At 67.7% G+C, this 26,125-nt stretch carries 27 protein-coding genes, 2 tRNA genes and 1 pseudogene; 18 read left to right on the forward strand and 12 right to left on the reverse strand.

The window, feature by feature from the left end:
* Window positions 1–87: 87 nt before the first annotated feature.
* Window positions 88–936 carry a 3-hydroxybutyrate dehydrogenase gene (locus ACP7A5_RS12985; RefSeq protein ID WP_426042324.1) on the forward strand — a complete coding sequence of 283 codons (849 nt, stop codon included), beginning with the start codon at window positions 88–90 and terminating at the stop codon, window positions 934–936.
* 19 nt (window positions 937–955) lie between these two features.
* Window positions 956–2,035 (forward strand): patatin-like phospholipase family protein, encoded by a 1,080-nt coding sequence (locus ACP7A5_RS12990; RefSeq protein WP_426042301.1) that lies wholly within the window; start codon window positions 956–958, stop codon window positions 2,033–2,035.
* Here ACP7A5_RS12990 and ACP7A5_RS12995 read toward each other — a convergent pair.
* From ACP7A5_RS12995 to ACP7A5_RS13005, 3 genes are read right to left on the reverse strand one after another with little or no spacing between them, the layout of a single operon-like run.
* The gene (locus ACP7A5_RS12995) at window positions 2,032–2,946 is read right to left on the reverse strand and encodes an L-threonylcarbamoyladenylate synthase (RefSeq protein ID WP_426042325.1); all 915 of its coding nucleotides are present in this window, start codon (window positions 2,944–2,946) and stop codon (window positions 2,032–2,034) included. The genes ACP7A5_RS12990 and ACP7A5_RS12995 overlap by 4 nt on opposite strands.
* On the reverse strand, window positions 2,943–3,509 hold the full coding sequence (locus tag ACP7A5_RS13000) for a YceI family protein (RefSeq protein ID WP_426042302.1): 567 nt from the start codon (window positions 3,507–3,509) through the stop codon (window positions 2,943–2,945). The genes ACP7A5_RS12995 and ACP7A5_RS13000 overlap by 4 nt, the downstream gene beginning before the upstream one ends.
* A gap of 1 nt (window position 3,510) precedes the next feature.
* The gene (locus ACP7A5_RS13005) at window positions 3,511–4,062 is read right to left on the reverse strand and encodes a cytochrome b (RefSeq protein WP_426042303.1); all 552 of its coding nucleotides are present in this window, start codon (window positions 4,060–4,062) and stop codon (window positions 3,511–3,513) included.
* 154 nt (window positions 4,063–4,216) lie between these two features.
* Here ACP7A5_RS13005 and ACP7A5_RS13010 point away from each other — a divergent pair, with 154 nt between their 5' ends.
* Window positions 4,217–6,001, forward strand: coding sequence for an acyl-CoA dehydrogenase (locus tag ACP7A5_RS13010; protein ID WP_426042304.1), 1,785 nt, complete (start codon window positions 4,217–4,219; stop codon window positions 5,999–6,001).
* A gap of 461 nt (window positions 6,002–6,462) precedes the next feature.
* Here the strand turns inward: ACP7A5_RS13010 and ACP7A5_RS13015 are convergent, their stop codons facing one another.
* Window positions 6,463–7,254, reverse strand: coding sequence for a trypsin-like serine peptidase (locus tag ACP7A5_RS13015; protein WP_426042305.1), 792 nt, complete (start codon window positions 7,252–7,254; stop codon window positions 6,463–6,465).
* Window positions 7,255–7,342: 88 nt separating this feature from the next.
* Between ACP7A5_RS13015 and ACP7A5_RS13020 the strand changes: the two genes are divergently transcribed.
* Window positions 7,343–9,559: a S9 family peptidase gene (locus ACP7A5_RS13020; protein ID WP_426042306.1), complete on the forward strand. Its 2,217-nt coding sequence runs from the start codon at window positions 7,343–7,345 to the stop codon at window positions 9,557–9,559.
* Entirely contained in the window at window positions 9,556–10,104 is a 549-nt protein-coding gene (locus ACP7A5_RS13025) for a GNAT family N-acetyltransferase (protein ID WP_426042307.1), read from the forward strand. Before ACP7A5_RS13020 ends, ACP7A5_RS13025 begins: the two co-directional genes overlap by 4 nt.
* Here ACP7A5_RS13025 and ACP7A5_RS13030 read toward each other — a convergent pair whose 3' ends face one another.
* Window positions 10,105–10,533: a response regulator gene (locus ACP7A5_RS13030; RefSeq protein WP_426042308.1), complete on the reverse strand. Its 429-nt coding sequence runs from the start codon at window positions 10,531–10,533 to the stop codon at window positions 10,105–10,107. It lies immediately after the preceding gene.
* Between the two features lie 161 nt (window positions 10,534–10,694).
* Between ACP7A5_RS13030 and ACP7A5_RS13035 the strand changes: the two genes are divergently transcribed.
* Window positions 10,695–11,306, forward strand: a complete 612-nt coding sequence (locus ACP7A5_RS13035; protein ID WP_426042309.1) for a sensor histidine kinase — start codon at window positions 10,695–10,697, stop codon at window positions 11,304–11,306.
* A 33-nt stretch (window positions 11,307–11,339) separates the two neighbouring features.
* Here ACP7A5_RS13035 and ACP7A5_RS13040 read toward each other — a convergent pair.
* Window positions 11,340–11,413 (reverse strand) — tRNA-Gln (locus ACP7A5_RS13040).
* Between the two features lie 155 nt (window positions 11,414–11,568).
* Here ACP7A5_RS13040 and ACP7A5_RS13045 point away from each other — a divergent pair.
* Window positions 11,569–11,645 (forward strand) — tRNA-Pro (locus tag ACP7A5_RS13045).
* A 68-nt stretch (window positions 11,646–11,713) separates the two neighbouring features.
* On the opposite strand, the pseudogene ilvC reads toward ACP7A5_RS13045, so the two are convergent.
* A pseudogene (ilvC, locus tag ACP7A5_RS13050) lies at window positions 11,714–12,731 on the reverse strand (ketol-acid reductoisomerase).
* Here ilvC and ACP7A5_RS13055 point away from each other — a divergent pair.
* The 6 genes from ACP7A5_RS13055 to ACP7A5_RS13080 all read left to right on the forward strand — a co-directional run bounded on the left by ACP7A5_RS13055 (window position 12,730) and on the right by ACP7A5_RS13080 (window position 16,412).
* Entirely contained in the window at window positions 12,730–13,272 is a 543-nt protein-coding gene (locus ACP7A5_RS13055) for a DUF924 family protein (protein WP_426042310.1), read from the forward strand. The pseudogene ilvC and the gene ACP7A5_RS13055 overlap by 2 nt on opposite strands.
* A 323-nt stretch (window positions 13,273–13,595) precedes the next feature.
* Window positions 13,596–14,453, forward strand: a complete 858-nt coding sequence (locus ACP7A5_RS13060; RefSeq protein WP_426042326.1) for a thymidylate synthase — start codon at window positions 13,596–13,598, stop codon at window positions 14,451–14,453.
* Window positions 14,450–14,764, forward strand: a complete 315-nt coding sequence (locus ACP7A5_RS13065) for a phosphoribosyl-ATP pyrophosphohydrolase (RefSeq protein ID WP_426042311.1) — start codon at window positions 14,450–14,452, stop codon at window positions 14,762–14,764. Before ACP7A5_RS13060 ends, ACP7A5_RS13065 begins: the two co-directional genes overlap by 4 nt.
* A 74-nt stretch (window positions 14,765–14,838) precedes the next feature.
* Complete coding sequence (locus ACP7A5_RS13070) at window positions 14,839–15,507, forward strand: aquaporin (RefSeq protein ID WP_426042312.1); 669 nt, start codon at window positions 14,839–14,841, stop codon at window positions 15,505–15,507.
* Between the two features lie 39 nt (window positions 15,508–15,546).
* Window positions 15,547–16,074: a dihydrofolate reductase gene (locus ACP7A5_RS13075; RefSeq protein WP_426042313.1), complete on the forward strand. Its 528-nt coding sequence runs from the start codon at window positions 15,547–15,549 to the stop codon at window positions 16,072–16,074.
* Between the two features lie 17 nt (window positions 16,075–16,091).
* On the forward strand, window positions 16,092–16,412 hold the full coding sequence (locus ACP7A5_RS13080; RefSeq protein ID WP_426042314.1) for a YbjQ family protein: 321 nt from the start codon (window positions 16,092–16,094) through the stop codon (window positions 16,410–16,412).
* Here the strand turns inward: ACP7A5_RS13080 and ACP7A5_RS13085 are convergent.
* The 3 genes from ACP7A5_RS13085 to ACP7A5_RS13095 form a co-directional block, all read right to left on the reverse strand.
* On the reverse strand, window positions 16,379–17,143 hold the full coding sequence (locus ACP7A5_RS13085) for a sterol desaturase family protein (protein WP_426042315.1): 765 nt from the start codon (window positions 17,141–17,143) through the stop codon (window positions 16,379–16,381). The two genes, ACP7A5_RS13080 and ACP7A5_RS13085, sit on opposite strands and share 34 nt — an antisense overlap.
* A 26-nt stretch (window positions 17,144–17,169) precedes the next feature.
* The gene (locus tag ACP7A5_RS13090) at window positions 17,170–18,267 is read right to left on the reverse strand and encodes an NADH:flavin oxidoreductase (protein WP_426042316.1); all 1,098 of its coding nucleotides are present in this window, start codon (window positions 18,265–18,267) and stop codon (window positions 17,170–17,172) included.
* Between the two features lie 131 nt (window positions 18,268–18,398).
* Window positions 18,399–19,448: an Mrp/NBP35 family ATP-binding protein gene (locus ACP7A5_RS13095; RefSeq protein WP_426042317.1), complete on the reverse strand. Its 1,050-nt coding sequence runs from the start codon at window positions 19,446–19,448 to the stop codon at window positions 18,399–18,401.
* 70 nt (window positions 19,449–19,518) lie between these two features.
* On the opposite strand from ACP7A5_RS13095, the gene miaA reads away from it, so the two are divergent.
* A complete protein-coding gene (gene miaA, locus ACP7A5_RS13100; RefSeq protein ID WP_426042318.1) occupies window positions 19,519–20,388 on the forward strand; it encodes a tRNA (adenosine(37)-N6)-dimethylallyltransferase MiaA in 870 nt (289 codons plus the stop codon).
* Between the two features lie 27 nt (window positions 20,389–20,415).
* Here the strand turns inward: miaA and ACP7A5_RS13105 are convergent, their stop codons facing one another.
* Together ACP7A5_RS13105 and ACP7A5_RS13110 are read right to left on the reverse strand one after the other, a co-directional pair.
* Window positions 20,416–21,888 (reverse strand): M56 family metallopeptidase, encoded by a 1,473-nt coding sequence (locus ACP7A5_RS13105; RefSeq protein ID WP_426042319.1) that lies wholly within the window; start codon window positions 21,886–21,888, stop codon window positions 20,416–20,418.
* Window positions 21,875–22,276, reverse strand: coding sequence for a BlaI/MecI/CopY family transcriptional regulator (locus ACP7A5_RS13110; RefSeq protein ID WP_426042320.1), 402 nt, complete (start codon window positions 22,274–22,276; stop codon window positions 21,875–21,877). The genes ACP7A5_RS13105 and ACP7A5_RS13110 overlap by 14 nt, the downstream gene beginning before the upstream one ends.
* Window positions 22,277–22,472: 196 nt before the next feature.
* On the opposite strand from ACP7A5_RS13110, the gene ACP7A5_RS13115 reads away from it, so the two are divergent.
* The 4 genes from ACP7A5_RS13115 (at window position 22,473) to ACP7A5_RS13130 (ending at window position 26,005) form a co-directional block, all read left to right on the forward strand.
* Window positions 22,473–22,940, forward strand: coding sequence for a hypothetical protein (locus ACP7A5_RS13115; protein ID WP_426042321.1), 468 nt, complete (start codon window positions 22,473–22,475; stop codon window positions 22,938–22,940).
* A gap of 113 nt (window positions 22,941–23,053) precedes the next feature.
* Window positions 23,054–23,689, forward strand: coding sequence for a hypothetical protein (locus ACP7A5_RS13120; protein WP_426042322.1), 636 nt, complete (start codon window positions 23,054–23,056; stop codon window positions 23,687–23,689).
* A 350-nt stretch (window positions 23,690–24,039) separates the two neighbouring features.
* Window positions 24,040–25,341, forward strand: a complete 1,302-nt coding sequence (locus ACP7A5_RS13125) for a TrkH family potassium uptake protein (RefSeq protein WP_426042323.1) — start codon at window positions 24,040–24,042, stop codon at window positions 25,339–25,341.
* A 13-nt stretch (window positions 25,342–25,354) separates the two neighbouring features.
* A complete protein-coding gene (locus ACP7A5_RS13130; protein ID WP_426042327.1) occupies window positions 25,355–26,005 on the forward strand; it encodes a potassium channel family protein in 651 nt (216 codons plus the stop codon).
* Window positions 26,006–26,125: the final 120 nt, after the last annotated feature.

Here is a 26,125-nt window from a genome sequence, read left to right on the forward strand (position 1 = left end):
GCGAAAGGTTAGAGTTCCGGCAAACCAGAGACCCCCGACGCGTCCGACCGACGCGGACAAGGGCAAGAGACGAGAGTGAACGACCCCATGTTCCAATGGCCTGGCAAGAAGGACGGCTCGGAGACCGAGCGCCCCGTCTATCGTGATCCCAACGACCTCAAGGGCCAGGTGGCCGTCATCTCGGGCTCGACGTCCGGCATCGGCCTGGCCCTGGCTCGCGCGGTCGCCTCGCGCGGCGGCGACGTCGTCCTGAACGGCCTCGGCGACCCGTCGGAGATCGAGCGCACGCGCGCCGAGATGGAGGCCAGTTGCGGCGTCCGGGTCCGCTATCACGCCGCCAACATGCTCCAGGGCGACGAGGTCGCCGACATGGTCGCCTATGCCAGGCATCAGCTCGGCCGGCTCGACATCCTGGTCAACAACGCCGGCATCCAGCACGTCGAGGCGGTCGAGAAATTCCCGTCGGACCAGTGGGAGAAGATCATCGCGATCAACCTCTCCTCGACCTTCTATGCCACCCGCGCCGCCATCCCGATCATGAAGGCGCAGGGCCGCGGCCGGATCGTCAACATCGCCTCGGCCCACGGTCTGGTCGCCTCGCCGTTCAAGTCCGCCTATGTCGCCGCCAAGCATGGCGTCCTCGGCTTCACCAAGACCGTGGCTCTGGAGCTGGCGCAGGACAACATCACCTGCAACGCTATCTGCCCCGGCTTCGTCGAGACGCCGATCGTCGAGAAGCAGATCGCCGATCAGGCCCGCACGCGCGGCATCTCCAAAGAGCAGGTCCTGAAGGACGTGATTCTCGCCGCCCAGCCGACCAAGCGGTTCGTCACAACGGACGAACTGGCCGGTCTCTTCCTCTATCTGGTGTCGGACCTGGGAGCCTCGGCCAACGGGGCCAGCTTCTCGATCGACGGCGGCTGGACCGCTCAATAGGACGAACGCCGGGGAGACGATGGCGCTTTTCAAACGCAAGTCGACCCCGGCGACCACAGCGGCCGATCCGCCCGCGAGCGGCCGTCGTCCCATCTGCCTGGCGCTTCAGGGCGGGGGCGCGCACGGCGCCTTCCAGTGGGGCGTGCTCGACCGGTTGCTCGAAGCCGACGTCGTCGACATCCGGGCCGTCACCGCCTCCTCGGCCGGCGCCATGAACGGCGCGGCCCTGGTCTCCGGCCTGGCCACCGGCGGCGCCGACGGAGCCCGCGAGGCGCTGGACAAACTGTGGCGCGAGACGAACCAGTCGGGCGGCAAGAACGTCTTCGGCGACACCTCGATCTGGTCCAATGCCCTGCAGCCGACCTGGCTGAAGGACTCGCCCCTGTGGCGCGCGTCAGAGACCCTGGCGATGTCGATGTCGCCCTATGAATTCAATCCCTTCAATCACAATCCTCTCAAGCGGGTTCTGCAGGCGACGATCGATTTCGAGGCCGTCCGTACGTCCGACGTGAAGTTCTTCGTCGCCGCCACCGCCATCCGTCATGCGAAGTCCCGCGTCTTCACCTCGTCCGAGATCACCGATCAGGTGTTGCTCGCCTCCGCCTGTTTGCCGCACCTGTTCCAGGCCGTGGAGATCGACGGCGAGCCCTATTGGGACGGCGGCTACCTCGCCAACCCGCCACTGTGGCCCCTGTTCTACCAGGACACGCCGGACGACGTCCTGCTGATCACCCTCAACGCCTTCGAGCGCGCCGAAGCGCCCAAGGCCGCCGGCGACATCATGGACCGGCTGAACGAGGTCGTTTTCAACGCGCCGCTGGTCGCCGAACTGCGCGCCGTCGCCTTCGTCCAGGAACTCATCGAGGACGGCCGCCTCACCCCCTCCGCCCGCGCCCAGTATCGCCACATCCTGATGCATGCCATCGAGGCCGACGGCTGGCTGGGCGACCTGTCGCTGGGATCCAAGTTCAACACCGAATGGACCTTCCTCAACGACCTCAAGACGCGGGGTCGGGCGGCGGCGGAGGAATGGCTGGGGAGCTGCTTCCTAGATGTGGGAGTCCGGTCGAGCGTCGATCTGCAGGCGCGGTTCGGCTAGCCGACGAAGCCGGCGGCGCGCTTCAATCGATCATTGATGGCCTCGCCCAGTCCGGTGGCGGGGATCGGCGCGACAACGATGCCCGCGGGCCGCTCCCGATCCGCCTCACGCAACAGCCGGAACAGGTTCGCCGCCGCTTCGCGCAAGTCGCCGGACGGGCTCAGGCTCCAGCGCTCGACGCCGACCCCCGGCCCGAATCCGAGCAGGATTTCACCGGCCCCGGCCTCACCCGCCTCCAGCCGCACCGGCGACACCGGCGCATAGTGGCGGGTCAGCCGCCCCGGCGACCTGTGCCCTTCGCCTGCCCCGTCCAGCGGCCCGACCAGGGCCTCGATCTCCTCGCGAGTCACCGACCCCGGCCGCAGCAGGGCCACCCGCCCGTCCAGCACCGAAACGACGGTGCTCTCGACCCCGACCGCGCAAGGCCCGCCGTCCAGCGCCGCGCTCGCGAAGGCGCCCGTCTCTTCCATGGCGTCGGCGAAGATCGTGGGGCTGGGCCGCCCGGAGCGGTTGGCCGAGGGCGCAACGACGGGCCCGCCGAACGCATCCAGCACCGCCCGCGCCTTTGCGTGGCCGGGCACGCGGACGGCGATACTGTCCAGCCCCGCGCGAGCCAGATCGCTGACCGCGACGGTGTCCCGGCAGGGCGCGATGATCGTCAGCGGCCCCGGCCAGAAGGCCTCCGCAAGCTTTCGCGCCGCATCGTCGAAGACCGCGACCCGCTCGGCCGCCACGGCATCCGACACATGCGAAATCAGGGGATTGAACCGGGGCCGTCCCTTGGCCTCGAAGATCTTCGCGACCGCCTCGGGGTTCCCGGCGTCCGCCGCCAGCCCATAGACGGTCTCGGTCGGCAGGATCAGCAGCTCGCCGGCCTTCAGCGCCGCGACGGCGCCCTCGACGCCGCTCAGCCGGCCGTGCGCGTCGCCAGGGACACGTCCACCCTTACCTGCCGTCCGATCAGTCCGTTCCACGGTCCACGCGTTCCAATACCGAAGGCCGCCCGATCCAGCGAGAAGCCGCCGGTCATCTGCGCCGTCCGCCCTTCGCTCCGCAAGGTCGCCGGGAAGGTCACGGACCGTGTGACGCCCTTGACCGTGATGTCCGCACGGGCCGTGAAGCCCTGGGCGCCCGCCGGTTCCAGCCCGGTCAGGCGGAAGGCGATGCGGGGATAGCGGCCGGTGTCGAGAAAGCCTGCACCGGCCGCCGTGGACGTCAGCCGGCCGTCATCCATCCTCAGCGACGCCGCCTCGACCTCGATGGCGACCTGCGCCGTCTCCGGGGCGTCGGGATCGAAATGGATATCGCCCGTCCAGCGCATGAACCGCCCGGTCCGCGCGCCGACCGGGGTCCCGACCCGCATGGTGATGGCCGAATCACCCGCGATGACGGCCCAGCGCTCGACCTCGGCCCGGCTCGCGCCCGTCGCCAGACAGGCCGCCCCGATCAACAGTGCGATCAGGGCAAGGCGCATCTCAGGGCCGCCGGCGAATCAGGGGGATCATCCGGTGCAGGACATTGTCGCGATCGACGAAATGATGCTTCAGCGCCGCCAGCACATGCAGGGCGAGCAAGACGTACAGCACCTTAACCCCGGCCTCGTGCAGGCCCATGAGGGTCCCGGCCATATCGCGGCTCCTTTCGACGGGCAGCAGCGGCCAGTTGAACAGTCCGAACCAGTCAATGTCCCGTCCGCCGGCGCTCGCCGCCGCCCAGCCGAACATCGGAATGCCGATCAGCAGCACGTAGAAAAGCACATGCGTCGCCTTGGCTGCGAACTTCTGCCAGTCCGGTGTGCCAGGCGGCATGGGCAGGGCCGGGTTGGCCATTCGCCATCCGATACGCGCCAAAGTCAGGACCAGAACCGTCAGGCCCAGAGCCTTGTGGATCTGCACGAATTCGCGCGAGATCGGCCCGTCGGTCGCCTCCTTCGCCGTGATCAGCAGCACCTGGCACAGGACCAGCAGCGCCAGTCCCCAGTGGAAGACCAGCGACACGATCGAATATCGGTTTCTCGGCTCGGCCATGCATCTTCCCACGTCGCGTCGGCGACAGCTTGCCGCAAGGGACGGCGCAGGCCAAGCGGTCCCTTGCCTGACGCGACGGCATCGTCGCAAGAAGGTCTGATGCACTGCGTGACTTGTGTAAGAAGACGCTTCAGCCCTACCGGAGATTTCCGCCATGACCTATCGCGCCCCCGTTCGGGATCTCGCCTTCAGCCTGACCGCCATCGCAGGTATCGACCAGGTCGCCGCCACCGGCGCCTTCCCGGACTATGACGCCGACGTTCTGGGCGCCGTGCTGGAGGCCGCCGGTCAATTCTCCGAAGGCGTGCTGGCGCCGCTGAACCGCATCGGCGATCAGAAGGGTTCGACCTACGCCAACGGGTCGGTCACCGCCGCGCCCGGTTTCGCCGACGCCTATCGCCAGTTCGCCGAGGGCGGCTGGACCGGTCTGACGGCCTCGGCCGAGGCTGGCGGCCAGGCCCTGCCCAAGGCGCTGGAGCTGGCGGCCTACGAGACCATCCAGTCGGCCAACATGGCCTTCGCCCTGTGCCCCCTGCTGTCCCTGGCCGCGATCGAGGCGCTGGAGCAGGTCGGCACCGACCACCAGAAGACAACCTACCTGCCCAGGCTTGTCTCCGGCGAATGGACCGGCGCCATGGTCCTGACCGAGCCGGGCGCGGGCTCGGACCTGGGCGCCCTGACGGCGACCGCGACGCCGAACGGCGACGGGACCTACGCCCTCAACGGCCAGAAGATCTACATCACCTGGGGCGACCACGACGCGACGCCGAACATCGTCCATCTGGTCCTCGCCCGCCTGCCCGACGCCCCTCCCGGCCCCAAGGGCATCAGCCTGTTCCTGGCGTCGAAGTTCGAGGTCAAGGCCGACGGCTCGCTCGGCGGTCGCAACGAGTTCCGACCCGTCGGCATCGAACACAAGCTGGGCATCCACGCCTCCCCGACCTGCGTCATGAGCTATGAAGGCGCCCGCGCCGAACTGGTCGGTCAGCCGAATCAGGGCCTGGCCCATATGTTCGTCATGATGAACAACGCCCGCCTGGCCGTCGGCGTCCAGGGCGTCGGCGTCGCCGAGGGGGCTTACCAGCACGCCCTGGCCTATGCGCTGGACCGGCGTCAGGGCCGCTCCATCTGGACCGGAGAGGCCAACGCCCCGATCATCGACCACCCCGATATCCGTCGCACGCTCGCGGTCATGAAGGCCAGGATCGAGGCCGCCCGCGCCATCTGTTTCGCCACCGGGGTCGCTGCGGACATGGCCCGGCACGCAGCCACCGAAGACGAGCGCAGGGCCTGGAAGGGCCGTGAGGACCTGTTCGTGCCGATCGCCAAGGCCTGGGGCACCGACGTCGGCTGCGACGTGGCCTCGGACGGAATCCAGATCCACGGCGGCATGGGCTTCATCGAGGAGACCGGCGCCGCCCAGTACTACCGCGACGCCCGCATCACCCCGATCTACGAGGGCACCAACGGCATCCAGGCGATAGACCTTGTCGGCCGCAAACTGTCCCAGGGCGGCGGCGCATCGGCCAAGGCTGTCATCACCGAGATGAGGGCGACGCTGAAGGCCCTCGGCGCGCTCTACACCGGCAAGCCGGTCGAGCGGTTCGCCGCCGCCATCGGCGCGGTCGAGGACGCGACCCTGTGGCTCCTGGACGCCAAGGCCGATGCGGCGCGCGGCGCCGATGTACTCGCAGCCGCCGACGCCTATCTGAAGCTTCTCGGCGACGTCATCGGCGGCTGGATGCTGGCCAAGGGGGCCTTGGCGGCCAGGGCCCGTCTCGACGCCCACGACGGCGATCCGGCCTGGCTGCAGGGCAAGATCGACCTCTACGAGGTCTATGCCGCCAACATCCTCGGCCACGCCTCCAGCCGCCTCGCGGCCATCGGTCAGGGCGGAGACCTGCTGTCGCGGATGACCCGGGAAGCGCTGGGGGCTTAGTCGCTCCTGGTGAGTCGCCAGGTTCGGGATTCATCCAGGCGCCCTTTGCCTTGTCCGTGCACCCCGGCGAAGGCCGGGGTCCAGATCACAGACCCAGGCGGCTGGAATTTGGCGCTCATCTTCGTGCCGGGAGTCGGAGTGCGCCATCTGGACCCCGGCCTTCGCCGGGGTGCACGGTGATAAAGTCACCACCGTTGAATGTAGAGCAGCGCTGAGCGAAAGAAGGTAAGGGGTATTTATTCCTCACAGCCTCTTGCGCGGCATGAGAGCCACAGCCACCTCCTCATGGCGGTCTTTGAAATCGTCGGATCAGATCAGGGCGTTGGACTCGCATTGGACTCGAGTTCAATCAGGACCTCGTTCCAACCCCCTGAACACGCTCGAAAGTTATTGCCCGCTGGACTCTTTGGACTCAGTTTTTCCCGAGTCCAATCCAGCCCGACCTGAGCGTCGTCCGGAGGCTATTTGTCCAGCAGGGCGATCGCCTCGCGGATATAGACGGCGTGGGTCACCACCCCGATCTCCAGCTGTTCGCCGTTGACCCTCACCTCCTGGCTCAGCAGGCCGGCGATGAAGGCGGTCTCCGGCTCCGTTGTTCCGGGACGCTTCCGCGCACTCGGCGTCCAGAAGACCGGCCCCCCGGAGTTGCCCGGGAACACGGTGAAATCCAGCAGGAAGGTCGGGAAGGCGCTGACCGGCGACAGGGGCCAGGAGGCGACCCGGCCCACCCTCAGGATCGGGAAACCCGCCCGGTTGGCCGACAGTCCGCGCGGAAAGCCCAGCGACAACAGCTCATCGCCCGGCCCCACCTGCCAGGCGTCGAAGGCGTTCTCGTCCGCCAGCCAGCCCAGGGGGATCGCCGCCCGGGCGAAAGCTTCCGGGGCCTGCACCTCCATCACGGCCACATCGCGATCCGGATGCTGGGTCCACAGCGGCTGCCCCTCTGGGTCGCGGATCGTCAGGGGCTCGGGTTCAAAACGCCACGTCCCGTCGCCCAGCGCCGTACGCCAGCCGATCCGCGCCTCGGCCTCGTTCATGGTCTCCAGCACATGGGCCGCGGTGATCAGAACGACCCGCGGCGTCCCGTCGGGCCTCGGCGCCTGGATCAGGAAGCCCGTGCCGACAGTTCGCGTGGTCGGCCCCGACGGCTGGTCCAGCTGCACCGTCGCGTCGATCAGACCGACCGTCAGGTCCCAGAGATGGGCGACGATCGGCGGGGGCGCGGCGTCCTGGGCGGGCGGGGTCTCGATCATGGGCAACCTTCGGTGACGGGCGCTGTATTTGACGGCGTGCATGCCGGTCGCACAAGCTGCGCCTCTGACTTACAGGGGAGCGACCACGATGAACCGCCGCGAATTCGTCGCCACGACCGCCGCCTCGGCGCTCGCCGCCGCCTCCCCCGCCCTCGCCCGTTCCCCCGGAGCCCAGATGTCGCCCACGCCCCCCGTCGCCCGGAAGATTCCCGTCGTCATCGAACAGTTGGGGCGCACACGCACCGACGACTATCAGTGGATGAAGGATGACAACTGGCAGGCCGTCCTGCGCGACCCGACCCTGATCAAGGCCGACGTCAAGGCGCATCTGGAGGCGGAGAACGCCTACCGCGAAGCCATGCTGGCCTCGACCCTGCCGCTTCAGGCCACGATGTTCGAGGAGATGAAGGGCCGCATCAAGGAGGACGATTCGTCCGTCCCCTCGCCCGATGGCCCGTGGGAGTATTTCACCGAATACCGCACCGGCGACCAGCACCCCCGCTATATGCGCGTCGAGCGCCAGGGGACCTGGATCGTCGACGGCCAGATGGTGACGAAGAATTTCATCGTCGCCCCGACCCCCGAACTGCTTCTGGACTGCAACCTGCTGGCCGAGGGCAAGGCCTATTCGGAGGTCTCGGCCGTCGAGCACAGCCCCGACCACACCCTGTTCGCCTATGCCGAGGACGCCCAGGGCTCCGAGGTGCACCAGATCTACACCCGCGACCTGGCGACCGGCGAAGTCCTGCCCGATCCGATCCAGTCGGCGACCGGCAACTTCACCTTCTCGCCCTGCTCGTGCTGGATCTTCTGGACCAACCGCGACGACAACGGCCGCCCGGACAAGATCTTCCGTCGCCCCTCGCGCGGCGGCGAGACGACCCTGGTCTATGAAGAGGCCGACGACGGCATGTTCATGGGGGTCGAGCGCACATCCGACGACGCCTTCATCGTCATCTCGATCCAGAATCAGGAGACGTCGGAGGCCCGCTACATCTCCGGCCAGAGGCCGACGAACCTGCCCGTCGTCCTGGCCGAGCGCGAGGTCGCCGTCCGCTACGACGTCGATCACTGGCAAGACCGCTGGGTCATCCGCACCAACGCCGACGACGCCATCGACTTCAAGATTGTCCAGACCCCGACCGAAAGGCCCGCCCGCGCCAGCTGGGAGGACCTGGTCCCCCACGCGCCCGGCCGTTTCATCGAGGGCGTGGCCGTGGTGAAGAGCTTCCTCGCCCGGCAGGAACGCGCCGACGCCAATACGAAGATCGTCATCCGCAGCCGCGCGGGCGACGAGCACGAGATCGCAGTCGACGAACCCGCCTACGCCCTGTCGCTGGCCGGGGCGTCGGAGTTCGAAACCACGACGATGCGCTACGGCTACAACTCGCCGTCCACCCCGACCTCGACCTACGACTACGACCTCGCCACCCGCGAGCGGACCTTGCGCAAGGTCCAGGAAGTCCCCTCGGGCCATGACCCGGCGGACTATGTTGTCGAGCGGCTGAACGCCCCTGCGACGGACGGCACGCTGGTGCCGGTCACTGTTCTGCGTCGTCGCTCGACGCCCGTGGACGGGTCCGCGCCCCTGCTGCTCTACGGCTACGGCTCCTACGGCATCCCGATGTCGGCCAGCTTCTCGACCGGAAGGCTGTCGCTGGTCGATCGCGGCTGGCTCTACGCTATCGCCCACATCCGGGGCGGCTCGGACAGGGGCTGGGGCTGGTTCCTGGACGGACGCAAATTCAAGAAGAAGAACACCTTCACGGACTTCACGGCCGCCGCCGACCAACTAATCAGCGGCGACTACGCCCGCGCCGGGAACATCGTGGCGCAAGGGGGGTCCGCAGGCGGCCTGCTGATGGGGGCGGTGACCAACATGAGGCCCGAGCTCTGGGCCGGGGTCATCGGCCAGGTGCCGTTCGTGGACGTGATCAACACCATGTCGGACGTCAGCCTGCCCCTGACGCCGCCGGAATGGCCCGAGTGGGGCAATCCGATCGAGGACGTCGAGGCCTATGACTACATCGCCAGCTACAGCCCCTATGACAACGTCGAGGCCAGGGCCTATCCGGCGATCCTGGCCACGGGGGGCCTGTCCGATCCCCGCGTGACCTACTGGGAGCCCGAGAAGTGGGTCGCCAGGCTGCGGCCCGCGACGACCTCGGGCAAGCCGGTCCTGCTGAAGATCAACATGGAGGCTGGCCACGGCGGAGCCTCCGGCCGTTTCGATTATCTCAAGGAAGTCGCCCATGACTACGCCTTCGCGGTCTGGGCGATCCAGCGGGGGTGGGAGGCCGCGTGATCCGCGAGGCGACACCCGACGATCTCCCCGCCATCACGGCCCTCTACGGCCGCGAGGTTCTGACCGGCACCGCGACGTTCGAGCTGGAGCCGCCCTCGCTGGCCGAGATGACCGACCGTTTCGCGGCCGTCTGCGCCAGGGGTCTGCCGTGGTTCGTGGCCGAGATCGACGGCGCCTTCGCCGGCTATGCCTACGCCTCGCCGTTCCGCCCGCGCCCGGCCTATCGCTACGGTGTCGAGGGCTCGATCTATGTCGAGGAGACCGCGCGCGGCCACGGCATCGGCCGCGCCCTGCTGTCCGCCCTGATCGATCGGGCCCGCGAGCTGGGCCTGCGCCATATCATCGGCGCCATCAGCGACAGCGCGACCAGTCAGGCGTCCATAGGCCTGCACGAGCGCCTCGGATTCGGCCGCGTGGGGCGCTACCATCAGGTCGGCTGGAAGTTCGATCGCTGGCTGGACGTCCAACTGATGCAGCTTGATCTCGATCCGACCGGCGTCCCGCCCAAGGCTCCGGGCATCGACCTGACCGGAGGTCTCGCCTGATCAGTGCGGGGCGATGTCCGCCGGCGGCGTGGTCAGCCACGGCGCCAGCCGGAACCGCCTCGGCGGACTGCCTACCGTCCGGGTCAGGATAAAACGCTGCGCGAAGGCCACCACGGCGCGGATCGTCTGCTCGTCAAACGGCTTGGAGACCGCGCCCAGCGCGCCCGCGAATCCGTCGGGAATCTGTTCCGGGTTGGCGGTCAGGAAGATCACGGCCATGCCGTAGTCGCTCACCAGTCGATGCGCGATCTGCGGCCCGGTCATCCCGTCCAGCAGGTTGACATCCACCAAGGCCAGCCTGGGCCGCTCGCGCTCGGCGATCTCGAAGGCGCCTTTGCGATCCATGGCGCAACCGACCACGTCGCACCCGGCGTCGCCAAGCACGAGTTCCAGTTCCATCGCGAGGATCGCCTGGTCCTCCACGATCATGACCCGCAGGTCAGACGTCTGCTGCAATCTACTCACCAAAGCGCACCGCCGACGGTCGTAAAGCTTACTGTGTTGGTTACCGCACAATCCAAACGCGCGCTTGGAAAGTTGGTTCACCGTGAGGTATCAGAATCTCTGAGTTGCACGCCTTGGGGGGGCGAATGGCCGCCGACGCGGAACTTGGAATCGGCGAGATCGATCCGCCGCTGCTTAGCGGCTATCCGCTGCTCCAGGCGCTGGTCGGCATCCGGCTGCGCAGCGTCCGGGATTCCGAGAGCCGGCGCAATCTGACCTGGCTCAGCGACATCGTCGCCGCCATGGGTCTGATCAATCGCCGCGTGGTCGAGGGCGGGTCGGTCGATTTCGCCGCCTACCTGGATGACGCGGCGGGCTTCTGGCGGCGGGCCTGCGAGACTCGCGGCGTGCGCATCGATCTGCGCGCCGCCCCGACCGCCCTGCCGGAAAGCCACGTCCTGCCCCTGGCCATCATCGTGCACGAGTTGATGTCCAACGCCGTGCGCCACGCCTTCCCGGACGACCGGCGGGGCTCCATCGCCATCGCCTGTTCCCGGGCCTCCGACGGCGTCAGCCTGGTGGTTCGCGATTCGGGGATCGGCGCGGATGACCTCGCCAAGGGTGACGGCCTGACGCTGGTGGAGGGGCTGGTCGCCCATCTGGGCGGCGCCCTGGTCATCGAATCCGTGGCCGGAGCCGGTGTCGGCATCCGCGTGCGCCTGCCGATACGGCCCGACACACTGACGCCCGCCCCTTAGGGCGTGGTCATGGACAGGCTGCCTGGAAGGCCGTGGCTGGGGAACAAGGACTCGAACCTTGAATGACGGTACCAAAAACCGGAGTGTTACCATTACACCATTCCCCAGCAGGACCGGTGCGCCCGAGGGCCTGGGCCCGAGGGAGGCGGTCGAATACGCCAAGGCTGCGGGGGATGCAACACCCGGTTTCCGGACTATTTTGCAAAGCCCCGGAAGGCGCTTGCAGGCTCCGAAACCCCTCGCTATAAGCCCGCCTCCAAGTCGGAGTGTGGCTCAGTCTGGTAGAGCACTGCCTTCGGGAGGCAGGGGTCGGAGGTTCGAATCCTCTCACTCCGACCATTTATTCAGGGGCGTCCGAACCCCGGATACGATCGAAAGGGCGCCCCGTCAGGAGCGCTCTTTTCGTTTCAGCCCTCCGCCCTTGTCGCCACCGCCCCCAGACGCAGTCCCACGGCCTCGATCGTACGGTCGGCCAGCGCCTTCCTGCGCGCCAGCAACTCGGGCGAGCCGGCGTCGTAGTCGGCCATCAGCCGCTTCACGAACGACCCGTCGCGCACATCGGCCAGCACCCCGTCCATCGCCGTCCGCGACGCCTCCCCGATCACACGAGGGCCGGTCAGATAGGCGCCGTACTCGGCGGTGTTGGAAATCTTGGCGAAGGCCCCGGCGATGCCGCGTTCGTACATCAGGTCCGTGACCAGCTTGACCTCGTAGAAGCATTCGAACCAGGCCACCTCCGGCGGATAGCCCGCGTCGACCAGCTTCATGAAGGCCGCGTCGATCAGTTCGCCGACGCCGCCGCACAGCACCACCTGTTCGCCGGAGAAGTCGCTCTCGCATTCAGCGGCGAAGGTGGTCTCGAAAATGCCCTTGCGGCCGCAGCCCAGAGCCGCCGCATAGGACAGGCCCAGGGCGTGGGCTCCGCCGGTCGCGTCCTGATGGACCCCGAACAGGCAGAAGACTCCCTCCCCGGCTTCGTAGAGATCGCGGATGCGCGGTCCGATGCCCCTTGGGCGAATCGAGGATGACGTCGAGGTCGGCGCGCGGCGTCACCAGCCCGAACTGCACCGACAGGCCGTGGGCGAAGATCAGGGCCGCGCTCGGCCGGATGCTCGGCTCGATCTCATCACGATACAGGTCGCGATGCGCCTCGTCGGAGACCATGACGGCGATGACGTCGGCGTCCGCCGTCGCCTCGCCAGCCGTCAGGACACGGAAGCCGTCGGCCTCTGCCTTGGCCCGCGTCGTCGAACCGGCCTTCAGCCCCACGACTATGTCGGCGACGTCGCTGTCGCGCAGGTTCAGTGCGTGGGTTCGCCCCTGGCTGCCGTAGCCGATGATCGCCACCCGCTTGCTGCGGATGATGGACAGGTCGCAGTCGCGGTCGTGGAAGACGGGAAGCGGATTGGGTACAAGCTGGCTCATGACCGTCCTCATTACGCCTTCCTCCGTCGTCGCCTTCTGGAAAGAGGCGGGTCCGAAGAAGTGGTACGCCAAGGACGAGGCCTTCGACCGCGCGTTCCGCGAGGCTGCTCTCGACCTGCACTGGGCCGCCGCCCGGCGGGAACTGGATGACTGGATCGAGGCGCCCGAAGGGGCGCTGGCTCTCATGGTCCTGCTCGATCAGTATCCCCGCAACTCTTACCGCGGCACGGCGCACCAGTTCGCCACCGACAGCCTGGGCCTGATGTACGCGAAACAGGCCTGGGAGCGCGGTTGGCCCCAGATGTTCGAGCCGGATCTGCGCCAGTTCTTCGTCACCCCGTTCGAGCATTCCGAGGACCTGGCCGAACAGAACGCCGCCCTGCCCTTGTGCGCCGACATGCCCGAGGTGCTGAAGTACGCCCACATCCACCGGGACATCATCGTTCGCTTCGGCCGCTTCCCGCACCGCAACCGCGCGCTGGGCCGCGAGACGACGGCGGAGGAACAGGCCTTTCTGGATCAGGGCGGGTTCGGCGGCTGAACCGCCGGATTGGACTCGAAAAAACGGAGTCCAAAGAGTCCAAATCCTCAGTTTTCGTGAGCGATATTTTCCCTATCACATTCAAATCATGAGAGTCATTGCACCGGGCGCGAATAGAGGCAGGGGTTGGCGAGTGCAGTCCATCGGCGGGGCATAGCGGCGCCCTGACCGTCGAGGTCCGGGAGAGTTGATCTGGCTGGCGCTGTTCATGCCGGAACCCTGACACGCGGGTGCGCCAGATCCGGTCGCAGGCGAGGCCAATTTCCTGTGAGCAACCGAATCGCGCCGATGTGACGACAGCGAATCACCGGCACACTGTGGCGATGGACGCCGTGGCCCAGATCAGTGACCTTCAGGAACGTATCGGCGCCGCGCCGGCCGATCATCCGGAATTCCAGTACCTCAACCTGTTGCGCGACATTCTCGAGAACGGGGTGCGTCGCGACGACCGCACCGGCACGGGCACCCTGGGCGTCTTCGGCCGCCAGTTGCGCTTCGACCTGTCGAAGGGCTTTCCCCTTCTGACGACCAAGAAGCTGCACCTGCGCTCCATCATCGTCGAGCTTCTGTGGTTCCTGCGCGGCGAGACCAACACCCGCTGGCTGAAGGAGAACGGCTGTTCGATCTGGGACGAGTGGGCCGACGAGAACGGCGAGCTGGGTCCGGTTTATGGCAAACAGTGGCGGTCGTGGGCCGCGCCGAACGGCGAGTCGATCGACCAGATCGCGCGCCTGATCGAGGGGCTGAAGACCAACCCCGACAGCCGGCGTCACATCGTCTCGGCCTGGAACCCGGCCGATATCGAGGACATGGCCCTGCCGCCCTGTCACTGCCTGTTCCAGTTCTTCGTCGCCGACGGCAAACTGAGCTGCCAACTCTACCAGCGCTCGGCCGACGTCTTCCTCGGCGTGCCGTTCAACATCGCCTCCTATGCGCTGCTGACGATGATGGTCGCCCAGGTCACGGGGCTGGAGCCCGGCGACTTCGTCCACACCCTCGGCGACGCCCACCTGTATTCGAACCACCTGGAACAGGCCGAGCTCCAGCTGACCCGCCAGCCGCTGGTCCTGCCGACGATGACCATCGCGCCGAAGCGCGACCTGTTCGCCTTCGAACCGTCGGACTTCGTCCTGTCGGGCTACGAGGCGCATCCGCATATCAAGGCGGCCGTGGCCGTATGATCCTCTCCGAACTGTCGGAGAAGGTCGCCCGCATCTCCGACATCTACGCCGCCGAACACGGCATCGATCGCTCCGGCGACTGGGCCATCCTCAAGCTGCAGGAGGAGCTCGGCGAACTGACCGCCGAGCATCTGCGCCTTTCCGGTCGCGCACGGGGCGAGCCGAGTGAACAGGCGCTTGGCGATGAGGCGGCCGATGTCCTGGGAATGCTTCTGATCTACTGCGACCGCGCCGGCATCGATCTGGAGCAGGCGATGCGACGCAACTGGCTGCACTGGCTCGATCCGAAAACCGCCGTTCCGCCAGCCTAGCGTTACCATAAGACTCGGCGCAGCCTTGCGACCCGATCCGCATCAGGCGGACGGGGCAAACGGGAGGGTTCGCCATGGTGAAGCGTTTTTCGGCCGAGCTGGTCGGGACGATGGTTCTGGTGCTGTTCGGGTGCGGGGCGGCGGTTCTGGGGCCGGCGCCGTTCGACCAACTGGCGGTGTCGCTGGCGTTCGGGTTCGCGATTGTGGCCATGGCCTATGGCATCGGGCCGGTCTCGGGCTGTCACGTCAACCCGGCGGTGAGCCTGGCCGCCTTCGTGGCCGGCCGGATGTCGGCCAAGGACATGCTGGTCTACTGGGTCGCCCAGTTCATCGGCGCCCTGATCGGTGCCTTCCTGCTGTCGCTGATCGCCAAGACCGGCATGGCCAACCTGGGCCAGAACGGCTGGGGTCAGGGCTATCTGGGTGAGTACGGGATGCATGCGGCCTTGATCTTCGAGGTCGTGATGACGGCCATCTTCGTCGTCGTGATCCTGGGCGTCAGCGGCGACAAGGGGCACGGGCCGTTCGCGGGCGTCGCCATCGGCATCACGCTGGCGGTCATCCACATCGTCGGCATCCAGGTGACGGGCGTCTCGGTCAATCCGGCCCGCAGCTTCGGTCCTGCGGTCCTCGCGGGCGGTACGGCGATCAGCCAGCTTTGGCTGTTCATCGTCGCCCCGGCGGTGGGCGCGGTGCTCGGCGCCCTGCTGTTCCGCCTGAAAGTGCTGGACCCGGCGGACTGATACGGGTCAGTGGGCGGCTCTGCATCGACGGAGCCGCCCATGCCCATTCCTCACATTGCTCTCGTGGTGGCACGCGCCCGGAACGGCGTCATCGGCAGGGACGGCGACCTGCCGTGGACGCTGCGCAGCGACCTGCAACGGTTCAAGGCGATCACCACGGGAAAGCCCTGCATCATGGGCCGCAGCACCTGGGAGAGCCTGCCGCTGCGCCCCCTGCCCGGCCGGCTGAACCTGATCCTCTCTCGCGACCTGTCCTATGAGGAATCCGGCAAGGCGAAGGGGGCGGTGGTCGTCTCCAGCTTCGCCGACGCCATCGATATCGCCCGCGAGACGGCCGAGGACGACGACATCGATGAGGTCTGCGTCATCGGCGGCACGGCCCTGTTCGAGACCGCCCTGCCGCGTGCGAAGCGACTCTACATCACCGAGGTAGACGCGGAGCCGCAGGGCGACGCGGTCTTCCCGGCCTTTGACGAATCCCTCTTCCGCGAAGTCTCGATCGAGCGGCATGATGCGGGAGAGAAGGATGACCATGCCTTCGCCTTCCGCATCCTCGAGCGCATCTAAACCAGGAGCCGCCCGCCATGATGACCTCCACCACCAACGAGATCTTCGGCCACAAGGTCGTGCGCCACATCGGCGTCGTGCGCGGCATCACCGTGCGCTCGCGCAACGCCATTTCGGACATGGTGGGCGGCGTCCAGTCGATGCTCGGCGGCCGCGTCGGGGCCTATGTGAAGCTGGCCGAGGTCGGGCGGCAGGAAGCCTTCGAGCATCTGGTCGAACACGCCAGGGCCGCCGGGGCGAACGCCATCCTGGCCATGCGCTACGACGCCACCGAGATCATGCCCGGCGTGACCGAGGTGCTGGCCTACGGCACGGCGGTCGTCGTCGAACCCGCCTGAGTCCTGTCCGCGGGCGGCATGGCGTCCGTCCCGCACCAGCGGTCCCAGACCCGGAAATAGAGCCCGAAATTCGTCTTCATGTGGGTGTGGTGCCGGCTGTGGTGGGTCGCCGTGATCAGCTGCGAGCCGAGGCGGCCGCGCACCCAGCGATCCGGCCACATCTCCCGGCCGCAATGGTTCATCACCGCCGTCGCCGTCATCACCGTCAGCATGACCGCCAGCATCCAGATGTTCAGCGGGATCAGGAACGCCAGCACCGGGAGCAGCCAAGCGGTCAGCACGGCCTCCGCCGGATCGAAGGCGAAGCTGGCGAAGGGGCTGGGGTCGCGGGCACGGTGATGCGCCGCATGGGCCCAAGCGAACACCCGCCGGTCATGCAGCAGCCGGTGCGTCCAGTAGTAGTGCGCATCCTGCACGATCAGCAGAAGCAGGAAACTGACCGGCAGCCACCACAGCGGATACGCGCCCGGATCGAGATACAGTCTCGTCCCGCCGGCCTTCCACGCCTCCAGGGCGATGGCCGCCGGGAAGGCGTAGATGGGCGTCGACAGCAGGGAATATTTGATCTCGTGCAGCATCAGCCTGCGCGACGGACGCTCGCGGTTCAATCGGCGGCCGATGCCATTCGCCCTGCCCCAGGTCAGCCACCAGACGCCGCCCGCGACCAGCAGGTAGCGCGCGCCGATGATAAGGCTGAGCCAGACGGTGGTGATCAGGATGGCGACGACCATGCCGGCACCCTAGCCCGTCGGCGTGGCTAGTGCAGCACCGCCATATGGCTGCGGTCGAAATCGGTCAGTTCGGCCTGGCGGCCGTCGCGGACCTTTTGCACCCAGTCCGGATCGGCCAGCAGGGCGCGGCCGACGGCGATCAGGTCGAACTCGTCCCGCTCCATCCGCCCGATCAGCCCCTCCAGCGACGCCGGTTTCGACCCGGCCCCGCCGAAGGCCGCGATGAACTCGCCGTCCAGACCGACCGAGCCGACGCTGATGGTGGGCTTTTTGGTGATCACCTTGGCCCAGCCGGCGAAGTTCAGGTCCGATCCCTCGAACTCCGGCTCCCAGAAGCGGCGCTGCGAACAGTGGAAGACGTCGACGCCCGCATCCGAAAGCGGCAGCAGCCACTCGGCCATCTCGTCAGGATTGGCGGCGATCTTCGCGTCGTAATCCTGCAGCTTCCACTGCGACAGACGGATGATCAGAGGCATGTCCGGCCCAAGGCCTTCACGCACAGCCTTCACGACCTCGACCCCGAACCGGGCGCGTTCGGCGATCGACGGACCACCCCAGCGGTCGCCGCGGGCATTGAGGCCGGACCAGTAGAACTGGTCGATCAGATAGCCGTGGGCCGAATGAATCTCGGCGGCGTCGAAGCCCAGCTCACGCGACGCCCGTGCCGACCGGCCGAAGGCGGCGATGGTGTCGGCGATGTCCTCTTCGGTCATCGGCTCGTATTTCTGCTTGCCGGGCGCGACGAGGCCGGACGGGCTGTCGACCTGGCCCAGCGGCTCCCAGTCCGCCGTTCGCCCGCGCGCGGCGCCGACGTGCCAGATCTGCGGCGCGATCAGGCCGCCGGCCGCATGGACCTCGTCCACCACCTTCTTCCATTCGGGCAGGGCCTCGCCGTGGAAGACCGGCACACTGGCGTCGTTGCGCGCGGCAGGACGCTCGACCACCGTGCCCTCGGTGATGATCAGCCCGACCTCGCCCTCGGCCCGGCGACGGTAGTAGGCCGCGACATCCGGGGTCGGGATGCCGCCTGGAGAGAAGGACCGTGTCATCGGAGCCATGACGATGCGGTTCGGCAGCGTCAGCCCCTTGATCGTGAAGGGCCGGAACAGGGTGTCGACGCTCATCGGAAGTCTCGCGGGAGGGTGCAGGAGGCCGCAAGGTGGCTGTTTCCGTTGCGTTTGAAAACCCTCGATTTTGCTATTTTCATTCGTCATCCTCCGGCGCGGAGCGACCGGGGGATGACGAAAGTGAGCGACTACAGCTCCAGTTTGGCGACCAGGGCTTCCGCCATCGCGTCGAACCGATCCGCGACCCGCCCGGACGTGAGAGGCGCGCCTGCATCCCCGGCCTCCCGCAGCGAGGCATCCAGCGGCAGGTCGCCGAGGAAGTCGACGCCCAGCCGTCCGGCCTCCGCCTGCGCTCCGCCGCGGCCGAAGACGTCGCCGCTCATGTTCTCGATCAGGCCCAGGGTCGGAACATTCACCCGCTGGAACAGGGTGTGCGCCCGGCGCGCGTCGGCCAGGGCGACCTCCTGCGGCGTCGAGACGATCACCGCGCCGTCCAGCGGCGTCTTCTGGATCACGGTCAGCTGCACGTCACCCGTGCCCGGCGGCAGGTCGACGACCAGCACGTCCAGCGGCCCGGCTTCCGTGCCCCAGCGCGTCTGGGTCAACATCTGGGTGATGGCCTGGGACGCCATCGGCCCGCGCCAGATCATGGCGTCGGTCCTCTGGGTGAGCAGGCCCACAGACATGGCCTTCAGCCCGTGCGCCACATGCGGCACGATCGCCCCGTCCTCATAGGCGGGCTGGCCCGACAGCCCCAGCATGGTCGGCAACGACGGCCCGTAGACGTCCGCGTCGAGGATGCCGACCGACAGGCCGCGCCGCGCCAGGGCCGTCGCGAGGTTGACCGCGACGGTGGACTTGCCCACCCCGCCCTTGCCGCTGGCCACGGCCAACACGCGCCGCACATGGGCCGGGCGATCGGTCGGCACGGGCGCCCTGGCGCGCGTCTGGTCGATGGCAGCGGGCGACAGGGAGGCCTTCCTGCCGACCGGGGCCGTCTCCGACGTCAGCACCACCGACACCCGCGCCATTCCCGGCATGGCCTTCAGCGCCGCCTCGGCCGCGTCTCGCACCGGGGCCCAGGCGGCGGTCCGGTTGGCCGGAACCTCGATCACGAAGCCGGCGCGATCCTCGGCCACCGTCAGCCCTTTCGGCACCCCGGCGTCGATCAGTCCCCGGCCCGTGTCAGGATCGAGGATGGCGTTGAGCGTGGCTTCGACGGAGGCGCGGTCGATCAAGGGGATGTGTCCCGGTTGCGAGGGAAGGATGTGCGTTCTATCGCCATCCCCTGTCCCGTGCGAGCATCCGTTGCCCCATCCGCCCATCACACTGATCGCCGGCCCGACCGCCTCGGGCAAGTCGCGCCTCGCCCTGGAGCGCGCCCGGGCGACCGGCGCCGCCATCGTCAACGCCGACAGCCAGCAGCTCTATGCCGACCTGCGCGTCCTGACAGCCCGACCGTCGCGCGACGAGGAACGGCAGGCGCCGCATCATCTCTACGGGACCGTCGATGCGGCGGAGGCCTGGTCCGTCGGGCGCTGGACGCGCGCGGTCCTGCCCCTGATTGACGAACTGGCCAGTCACGGTCGCCCGATCCTCATCGTCGGCGGCACGGGACTGTATTTCACCGCCCTGACCAAGGGACTGGCCGACATCCCCGCCGTGCCGACCGAAGCCCGCGACGAGGCCGTGGCCCTGTATGACACCGAGGGCGAGGACGCCTTTCGCCTGCGCCTGATCACCTTCGATCCGCCGGCCGAGGCGGGCATCGCGAGCGGCGATCGTCAGCGTCTGACCCGCGCCTTCGCCGTGGCCCGGTCGACCGGTCGGTCCCTGTCGGACTGGCACGCGGGCACGACGCCGCTGCTGAAACACGGGAGATACGACCGGCTGGTTCTCGAGCCGGAGCGGGAGACCCTCTACGCTGGCTGCGACGCCCGGGTTCTGGCGATGATGCAGGACGGCGCCGTCGAGGAGGTCCGCGCCCTGATCGCCCGCGACCTCGACCCGGCCCTGCCCGCCATGAAGGCCGTAGGGGTCCGGGAGATCGCCGCCTGGCTGGCAGGCGAAACCACCCGCGCCGATGCGGTGGCCGCCCTTCAGCAGGCCACCCGCAACTACGCCAAACGCCAGCTGACCTGGTTCAGGAACCAGTGCCGGGACTGGGCGAGGGCCTGACAGCGAGCACCATCAGGCCCTGTCAGTCTATTCGGCTTGGCGCGTGAAGCGGATGGTGAACCGGACCGTGCCGCCGACCGCGACGCCCTCGAGGCTCCGGGGCGACAGGCGAGCGTCGGCGGCGGCCGCCACGGCGACGGCGCCGTATCCCAAGCCGACAGGCGTCTCGTTGAGGATCGTGCAGCCCGAGACGCTGCCGTCGGCCTGCACAGTGCAGGACAGGTCGGCGCTGCCGCTGTCCGAGCCCTGCTCGAGGGCCGCCGCCGGGTATGACAAGGGCATCGGATGACGGGTCCAGCCCGGGTTGGTGATCATCTGGGCCTGAGGCTGAGCGGCCGGGATCGCGACGGGTCGCGGGGCCGGTTCCGCCTTCGGCGCGGACGCGGCGATCGCACGCGGAGCGACGGACGGCGCGGCTCGCGTTGAGGCGATGACCGCCCGAGGCGCGGGAAGCGCACGGCTCCCAGTCATGACCGGAGCAGGTTGCGGGGCGACCACGGCCTCCCTCTGGGCCGCGAGGGCGAACGAGCCCGTACCGGCCACTGCCGCGACGGCGGCGCCCAGACCGAGGACGGCCAGGCGCTGGCGAACGCTCGAGGTCGGGACCGGGGACAGGATGGCTTTCAGGCGACGCATGACGAGTATCCTTCTGCTGCTGGTGAACGTGAGTGCGGGCGCGTCGTCGCCCTTGGGCGAGTCGCGAAGCGCGTCGAGGAGAGAGCGGGCGTAGAGCTTGCGGGCATCGTCCCCGGCGTGAGCGAGCGCCGCAGCGTCGCAGGCCTCCTCCCGCGCGGCGGCGCGATGGTCGCGAATGATCCGGAGGAGCGGGTTGAAGGCCAGAACCGTGAGGAGCGCCTCCTCGATCCACAACGCGCGATGATCGCCACGCTTGAGGTGCGCCAGTTCGTGGGCGCAGACGGCGCGCAGGGCTTGCGGATCTGTCGCGTCGAGAAGGCTGGCCGGCAAGACGAGAACGGGCCTGAGCAGTCCGGCGATCAGGGCCTCGGCTCCGGCCGCGCGCACCCGGACCTCCGGCGTCGGCGCGCCGAGGCGCCGGGCCGTGTCTTCGACGATCTGTCGAACGGCAGGCGAGACCTCGCCCGAAGCACCGATCAGGCGATGCAGGCGCAGGCTGCGCCTGGCCAGCCAGATCACCCTGATGAGAGCCAGCAAACCGGCCAGGATGAGGACGCCGAACGCCAGCGGTTCGCTGACGGGCGCCACGGAGGCGCCCTGCGGGACGAGGATCTCGATTACGCCAGTCGCAGGACCCGAGCCTGCAGGTCCGGCAATGCCGGCGATGACCGGCGGAGGCAGGATCAAAGCGGTCCCGACCAACGCGACGGGCAAGGCAGGGAGATAGAGCGCCAGGGCCCAGGCCGTCTCGCACAGGACCGGGTCCGGCGCGCCGGCCTCGAACAGCCGCACCAGCCCATAGGCCGCGCCGGCCAGAACCAACGACAACCCCAGCGACAGGGCGAGCAGTTCAGCCGTTCCCATCGCCCGCCTCCGTCTTGCGCGGCGCGTTCAGCAGCGCCTCCAGTTCGGCGATGTCGGCATCGTTCAGAAGCTGGCTGCCGGTGAAGGCGGCGGCGGGCAGCGTCTCGTCCATGTCGAGCAGGGCCGAGAACCGGCGCATCAGTCCGGTCAGGACCTCCACCTTGGGCCGGGTCTGCGAATAGACGGCCACGCCGTGGACATTCCGGCGCGAGACCAGGGCCTTGGTGCGCATCCGCTCCAGGACGGTGCGGGTGGTGGACGGCGTCCAGTCCATCTGAACCACGATCCGGTCATGGACCTCTCGCGACGACAGATCGCCGTCGCGCCAGAAGCACTTCAGGACCTCCAGTTCGGCGTCCGTCGGGGTCGAGGTTCCGGTCTGCGACATGTCGGCTCCGCATTTGTCGTGCATACGCTACAGTTGTCGTGCCAACACGGCAATCGTCACTCTTCGATCTCCCGCCAGAGGGGCGGTGCGGCACGCGGATCGACGCTGGGGATAACCGTGTTTTCGCATTGCCCGCCCCGGGCGCTCGGCTAGGCTGACGTCGAACCCGCTGTGGGTCTCGAAAGGGATGTGACGGATGCGGACCCTGATCTTCGGCGCGGCCTTGCTGGTGGCGGCCTGCTCGCAAGAGGCGACTGCCCCGACCCCGGACGCCGCAGCCCCAGCAACGAACACAGAGGCTGCCGCACCGGCGACGGGCGCACCGGCCCTGGCCGGCGCCTATACGTTTTTCGGTGACAATCTGACGGCGGCGTCCTGCAGCCTCGTGCTCGACGGCCGGGCCATCGAGGGGGCTCCGGGCTTTTATGGCGTGACCCTCGGCACGGCCCTGGTGACCGCCGGTGTGGCCGGCGAGGTTCCCTGCGAGGAGGCCTATCCTTTCCTCTCCGTCCTGACGGGCTGGGAAGACCTGGACGACGACGGCATCCGGCTGATCGGGGCCGAGGGGTCCGTGTTCGGCGATTTCCGCTTGGCGGACGGCGCCTACAGCGGCGTGATCGCCTATGACGGCAAGACCTATGGTCTCGCACCGGAGACGCTCTGAAGCCGTCCGGGCGGATCGGTCCGGAGGGTTACACCGGGGCACGGCAGACGATTGCCGCCCTGACCCTGCTCGACTAGCGTCACAGCAAGAGAGTCAGCAGGGACGGACCGGGCATGCGGGACAGGCTTTTCATCATCGGGCTGGCGGCCCTTGTTCTGGCGGCCTGTCAGGCGCCGGCCAGGGAAGCGCAGACGGCGCCCTCCGCAGCGTCGGCGACGGCCGGGTTTTCTGCACCCCGGACGGTCGGAACCCATACGGTGACCGGCGTGCTGCATGGCTTCGAGGACGCCGGCTTTCCGATGTTCGCCATGGAGGTCGGTGCGGCCGGAGGGGCGGCCGGCGATGAGGCCAATCTGCAGCTGCTGACACTTGACCCCGACGCGGGCGGACCGGTGGATCCGGCCGCGATCCAGCCCCTGGTCGGCCAGGCCGTCACGGTCCGCTATTCGGTCACCGCCGCGACCCAGATGACCGACATCCGGGTCAACGGAGCCTCGGTGCTCCTGCCCGTCGAGGGCGGCCCGGGCCCGGTAGCCGGGACCCGGACGATCGAAGGCGTGCTGAGCGGAGCCGAGGGCGAGAGCGGCGACCTGCCCTCGTCCCTGACCGTCACGGCGAGCGACGGAACCGCAGTGTCCTTCGACGCCTTCATCGAGCCGAGGATGGCCCGCGCCAACGGCCGGACCGTCACCCTGCAGTATGTCGACGACGTGAACATCGAGCTGGTTTCGATCACCCCTGCCGCCTAGGTTTTCTGGATGCGAAGCGCCTGACCCGCGCCTTCGCCGTGGGCCCGTCGCTGTCGGACTGACAGGCAGTACGATGCCCCGCGCCGACGCGGTGGCCGCCCTGCAGCAGGCCACCTGAAACTACGCCAAAAGCCAGCTGACGTGGTTCAAGAACCAGTGCCCGGACAGGGCAAGGGGCCAAGCTGACATCAGACGAACCAAACGTCCGCTACGGGTGGACAGCGGACTCCGGTCGAAGCGAGCAGGCTCGCCTGAGGCTGGGCTATGCGAGGCGACCGGATCGACTATAAGGGCGACCTGTTGCCAAAGGTGACGCCTTGCGCAGACCGCCACTCGACCACCCGGCTCGCATGGTGCCTCTGGCCTTTTTGGCTGTCATCTTGCTCGGCACCGCCCTGCTGTCGCTGCCTTGGGCCACCGCGACCGGCGACCCCGCACCCCTGCTCACGGCACTGTTCACCGCCACGTCGGCCACCTGTGTCACTGGATTGATCACAGTGGATACTGCAACCTACTGGTCCCTGTTCGGGCAGGTGGTGATCCTCGGACTTTTTCAGGTCGGCGGGTTCGGCATCATGACCGGCGCAACCCTTTTAGGACTCTTGATCTCCCGGCGCATGAAGCTGGGACGCCGACTGATCGTCCAAGCGGAGACCAAGAGCCTTCAACTTGTCGACGTCAAAGGCGTGCTGATGACCATTTTGTGGGTCACGTTGACCTTTGAGCTGGCTGTAGCGGTGATCCTGACTTTTCGGTTTCGTTTTGGCTATGGTGAACCTTGGGGTGTCGCGGCTTGGCACGGAGTTTTCCACTCCGTCTCCGCCTTCAACAACGCTGGATTTTCAACCTTCACCGACAACTTGATGGGTTTTGCGCTCGACCCCCTGGTGCTGTTTCCGCTGTGCGCTGCGGTCATCGTCAGCGGACTTGGGTTCCCGGTAATCAACGAACTGCTGACCGAATGGCGGACGCCGGAGCGCTGGTCCATTCATGCGAAGCTGACGCTGCTCGGGACAGGAGGCTTGCTCGTGCTTGGCTTCCTCGGCGTTGCCGTGGCTGAATGGAACAACGTCGGCACGTTCAGCAACATGTCGGCCCCGGCGAAGATGCTGAACGCCTTCACTCACTCGGTGGTCAGCCGCACGGCTGGCTTCAACACCGTGGACGTCGGCCAGATGCGCCCCGAGACGCTCTTTCTGACGGATGGTCTGATGCTCATCGGTGGAGGCAGCGCGGGCACCGCTGGCGGCATCAAGGTGACAACCTTCTTGCTTCTGGGTGTCATCGTCTGGGCTGAGGTGCGCGGACGCTCCGACGTCACCGCCTTTAGACGCCGCATCTGTCCAGACGCCCAGAGGCAAGCCCTTGCTGTAGTGCTGCTTGCGGTGGGACTGGTGGGGGTTTCGACGCTCGCCATTCTCTCGCTGACGATGCACCCTCTGGAGAAAGTGCTGTTCGAGGTCGTGTCGGCATTTGCCACGGTCGGCATGAGCACCGGCATCACCGCGTCTCTGCCCCCGACCGCGCAACTGATCCTCATCGGCCTCATGTTCGTCGGTCGAGTCGGAACCATAACCGTGGCGGCGGCCATGGCGCTGCGCGCCCGGCACGTCCCATACCGCTATCCGCAGGAGCGCCCCATCGTTGGCTAGATCGAACAAACAGGTGTCAAACAATGTCGTCGTTGTCGGCCTGGGCCGCTTCGGGGGCGCTGTCGCTCAAAGCCTCAGCCTGCTGGGCCACGAGGTCTTGGCCATCGAGGAAGACCTCGCCCTCGTGCAGTCGTGGTCCGACCGGTTAACCCACGTTGTCCAGGCGGATGCGAGCAACATTGACGCCTTGCGGAGGCTGGGGGTCGCCGACTTCCAACACGCCGTCGTCGGGATCGGCAACGACGTCGAAGCCAGCGTGTTGACCGTCCTCGCCCTCAGCGAAATGGGCGTTCCCGACATTTGGGCCAAGGCGATCAGCTTAAATCATGGGAAGATCCTTGAGAAGACCGGAGCCCATCATGTGGTGTATCCGGAGGCCGCCATGGGCGAGCGGGTCGCGCATCTGGTCACCGGCAAGATGATCGACTTCATCGAGTTTGACGACGACTTCGCCATCGTCAAAACGCGCCCGCCTCGTGAAGCGTTGGGCAAGACCCTTGGAGAGTCGCAGCTCAGGACCCGGCATGGAGTCACCGTTGTCGGCGTGAAACGCCCGCAGGAGGACTTCACCTATGCGAAGCCCGGGACGCTTGTGGTTGAGGGAGACCTTCTCATCATCTCCGGTCCGACGCAAAAAGTGGAGCGCTTTGCGGCACTCTCCTAGCCTAGCATTACAGTTGCGCTTTCATATGGAGGTGGGCCCGTCGAGCGACGGCCTGGTGTGCTCTTCGCCATAGGGACCATGCGATGACTTGGGCTGGCTGGATCTGGCGCTGAGCCAGGC

This window comes from Brevundimonas sp. TWP2-3-4b1, from assembly GCF_049897665.1.
Lineage (GTDB): Bacteria > Pseudomonadota > Alphaproteobacteria > Caulobacterales > Caulobacteraceae > Brevundimonas > Brevundimonas subvibrioides_B.

Excerpts from the sequence above, each read along its gene's own strand:
- ACP7A5_RS12985 (WP_426042324.1), top strand. The coding sequence starts at position 88 with ATGTTCCAATGGCCTGGCAAGAAGGACGGCTCGGAGACCGAGCGCCCC.
- ACP7A5_RS12990 (WP_426042301.1), top strand. The coding sequence starts at position 956 with ATGGCGCTTTTCAAACGCAAGTCGACCCCGGCGACCACAGCGGCCGAT.
- ACP7A5_RS13000 (WP_426042302.1), bottom strand. The coding sequence starts at position 3,509 with ATGCGCCTTGCCCTGATCGCACTGTTGATCGGGGCGGCCTGTCTGGCG.
- ACP7A5_RS13005 (WP_426042303.1), bottom strand. The coding sequence starts at position 4,062 with ATGGCCGAGCCGAGAAACCGATATTCGATCGTGTCGCTGGTCTTCCAC.
- ACP7A5_RS13010 (WP_426042304.1), top strand. The coding sequence starts at position 4,217 with ATGACCTATCGCGCCCCCGTTCGGGATCTCGCCTTCAGCCTGACCGCC.
- ACP7A5_RS13015 (WP_426042305.1), bottom strand. The coding sequence starts at position 7,254 with ATGATCGAGACCCCGCCCGCCCAGGACGCCGCGCCCCCGCCGATCGTC.
- ACP7A5_RS13020 (WP_426042306.1), top strand. The coding sequence starts at position 7,343 with ATGAACCGCCGCGAATTCGTCGCCACGACCGCCGCCTCGGCGCTCGCC.
- ACP7A5_RS13030 (WP_426042308.1), bottom strand. The coding sequence starts at position 10,533 with ATGATCGTGGAGGACCAGGCGATCCTCGCGATGGAACTGGAACTCGTG.
- ACP7A5_RS13035 (WP_426042309.1), top strand. The coding sequence starts at position 10,695 with ATGGCCGCCGACGCGGAACTTGGAATCGGCGAGATCGATCCGCCGCTG.
- ACP7A5_RS13055 (WP_426042310.1), top strand. The coding sequence starts at position 12,730 with ATGACCGTCCTCATTACGCCTTCCTCCGTCGTCGCCTTCTGGAAAGAG.
- ACP7A5_RS13060 (WP_426042326.1), top strand. The coding sequence starts at position 13,596 with ATGGACGCCGTGGCCCAGATCAGTGACCTTCAGGAACGTATCGGCGCC.
- ACP7A5_RS13065 (WP_426042311.1), top strand. The coding sequence starts at position 14,450 with ATGATCCTCTCCGAACTGTCGGAGAAGGTCGCCCGCATCTCCGACATC.
- ACP7A5_RS13070 (WP_426042312.1), top strand. The coding sequence starts at position 14,839 with ATGGTGAAGCGTTTTTCGGCCGAGCTGGTCGGGACGATGGTTCTGGTG.
- ACP7A5_RS13075 (WP_426042313.1), top strand. The coding sequence starts at position 15,547 with ATGCCCATTCCTCACATTGCTCTCGTGGTGGCACGCGCCCGGAACGGC.
- ACP7A5_RS13080 (WP_426042314.1), top strand. The coding sequence starts at position 16,092 with ATGATGACCTCCACCACCAACGAGATCTTCGGCCACAAGGTCGTGCGC.
- ACP7A5_RS13085 (WP_426042315.1), bottom strand. The coding sequence starts at position 17,143 with ATGGTCGTCGCCATCCTGATCACCACCGTCTGGCTCAGCCTTATCATC.
- ACP7A5_RS13090 (WP_426042316.1), bottom strand. The coding sequence starts at position 18,267 with ATGAGCGTCGACACCCTGTTCCGGCCCTTCACGATCAAGGGGCTGACG.
- ACP7A5_RS13105 (WP_426042319.1), bottom strand. The coding sequence starts at position 21,888 with ATGGGAACGGCTGAACTGCTCGCCCTGTCGCTGGGGTTGTCGTTGGTT.
- ACP7A5_RS13110 (WP_426042320.1), bottom strand. The coding sequence starts at position 22,276 with ATGTCGCAGACCGGAACCTCGACCCCGACGGACGCCGAACTGGAGGTC.
- ACP7A5_RS13115 (WP_426042321.1), top strand. The coding sequence starts at position 22,473 with ATGCGGACCCTGATCTTCGGCGCGGCCTTGCTGGTGGCGGCCTGCTCG.
- ACP7A5_RS13120 (WP_426042322.1), top strand. The coding sequence starts at position 23,054 with ATGCGGGACAGGCTTTTCATCATCGGGCTGGCGGCCCTTGTTCTGGCG.
- ACP7A5_RS13125 (WP_426042323.1), top strand. The coding sequence starts at position 24,040 with ATGGTGCCTCTGGCCTTTTTGGCTGTCATCTTGCTCGGCACCGCCCTG.